General features: G+C 41.0%; 1 protein-coding gene. It reads right to left on the bottom strand.

Annotation, left to right across the window (positions count from 1 at the left end):
* The coding region (locus HMPREF2573_RS05660) for a DUF637 domain-containing protein (protein ID WP_168162419.1) at positions 1-1483 on the bottom strand (1483 nt) is incomplete at both ends.

Raw genomic sequence — 1483 nt, 5'->3', positions numbered from 1 at the left:
CATGGATGGTGTGAATGAGTGTGCCTGCGGTGAAGCAGACATTGCCGACAGTACAGGTTGTTTTGACTACATTTGTATTGCGACCAGCTACAGAAGCACCTTTTTGTCTTAATGTGGTGAGTGTCAGCCTGCCAACAGATCCGACAACTTTTGCAGCACCGAAAATATCCTCAGGATACACAGGATTTACCTGACCTGATGTATGTAGGTGATGTGCCTGATAAGATTGTAGTTTGGATTTAAAGTAATTATTGGCACTGCTTTGAATAAGTTTATTTGCTCTTCCAGAATTGCCATTTATAACTTCTGATATGCCCAGATTATTGCCTAATTGAACACCAAAAGCACCAGAATTATCCAACTGACTATTGGTTGATTTAAACATCAAAACTGGATTATTATTCATCTTTATAACATGGTTGCTAGCATTTGTCAGAGGCTTTGCACCATGTTTTTGAATCAGTTTTTTGTATACGATATCGGCGGCTTCAAAGTGTTTTATTAGATTTGCATAATCAGACCTTGGGTTGAAATTTGGGTTATGATCAATACTGCTAATGTAACTGGCTAATTCAGTTAAGTATGCGTTAAGCTCATTATTGGCTTTTGTATCAAGCTGGGCGTGAACCCAACTATAAAGCACTATTTCAGCTTCATTAGAAGAAATACCCCTACTTTGTGCAAACAATTTGGCTTCTTGCTTTAAAATTCCTATTTCTTGGGCGTGTAGTTGTCTATTATTTGCAATAGCTGTATCTGCTGTTTTGACAGCAGTCTCAACATCGTATCCTGCATAGGCTGCAATCACCCCTGTCACCAGTTTAGCCAATTCCCTATTTTTATTCTGTATGTGCTGAAATTCCAAGTTAGGTAAATTAGGGTCTGGTGTTGGCATGAGTTCAGCCACTACCTCACCAACGGCAGCACCAATCGCCCCTGATTCACAGTCTTTTTGTAATGCACCAGCAGCACATCCTGCGGCAGCATGGGCGATTTTGTGTAATATCCAGTCGGTATCTTCAAGTCCTTTAATATGATTAGCGGCTTCTGATTGTAAAGCTGTCGCTAAACCTAGCTTTAGGGCATATTCTAAGTTGTTACCAAGACTGCCACCTTGAATGCCTGTTTGAACCAAAGCGGATGCCGTGCTATCAATGATGCTTTTAAATAATTTATCATCAAATCCATTTTGGGTATTTTTACCTAAATCTTTTGCCCAGTCCGTGCCGCCGATTTTTTCTAATAAGCCTGCTGTAACTGCACTGGTAACAACGCCTTTGACTGTACTGTCATCTCCAAGCTCTTTAAATACGGCTTTTAGATTTCCCTGATTGTTAATGAGACTGATGCTGGCTTTTTGACTGATGCTGATTAAAGCTGCTTTTCCTGCTGCCCCTAATGCTGTACTGTTTGTCGCACTCACAATAGATGCCGAAAGTTCTGACCCAAGACCACCTGTCGCATAAGCCACCGCAATCGCCAC

The sequence above is a fragment of the Moraxella sp. HMSC061H09 genome (assembly GCF_001809255.1).
Lineage (GTDB): Bacteria > Pseudomonadota > Gammaproteobacteria > Pseudomonadales > Moraxellaceae > Moraxella > Moraxella catarrhalis.
This window is presented reverse-complemented; position numbering and strand designations above follow the sequence as displayed.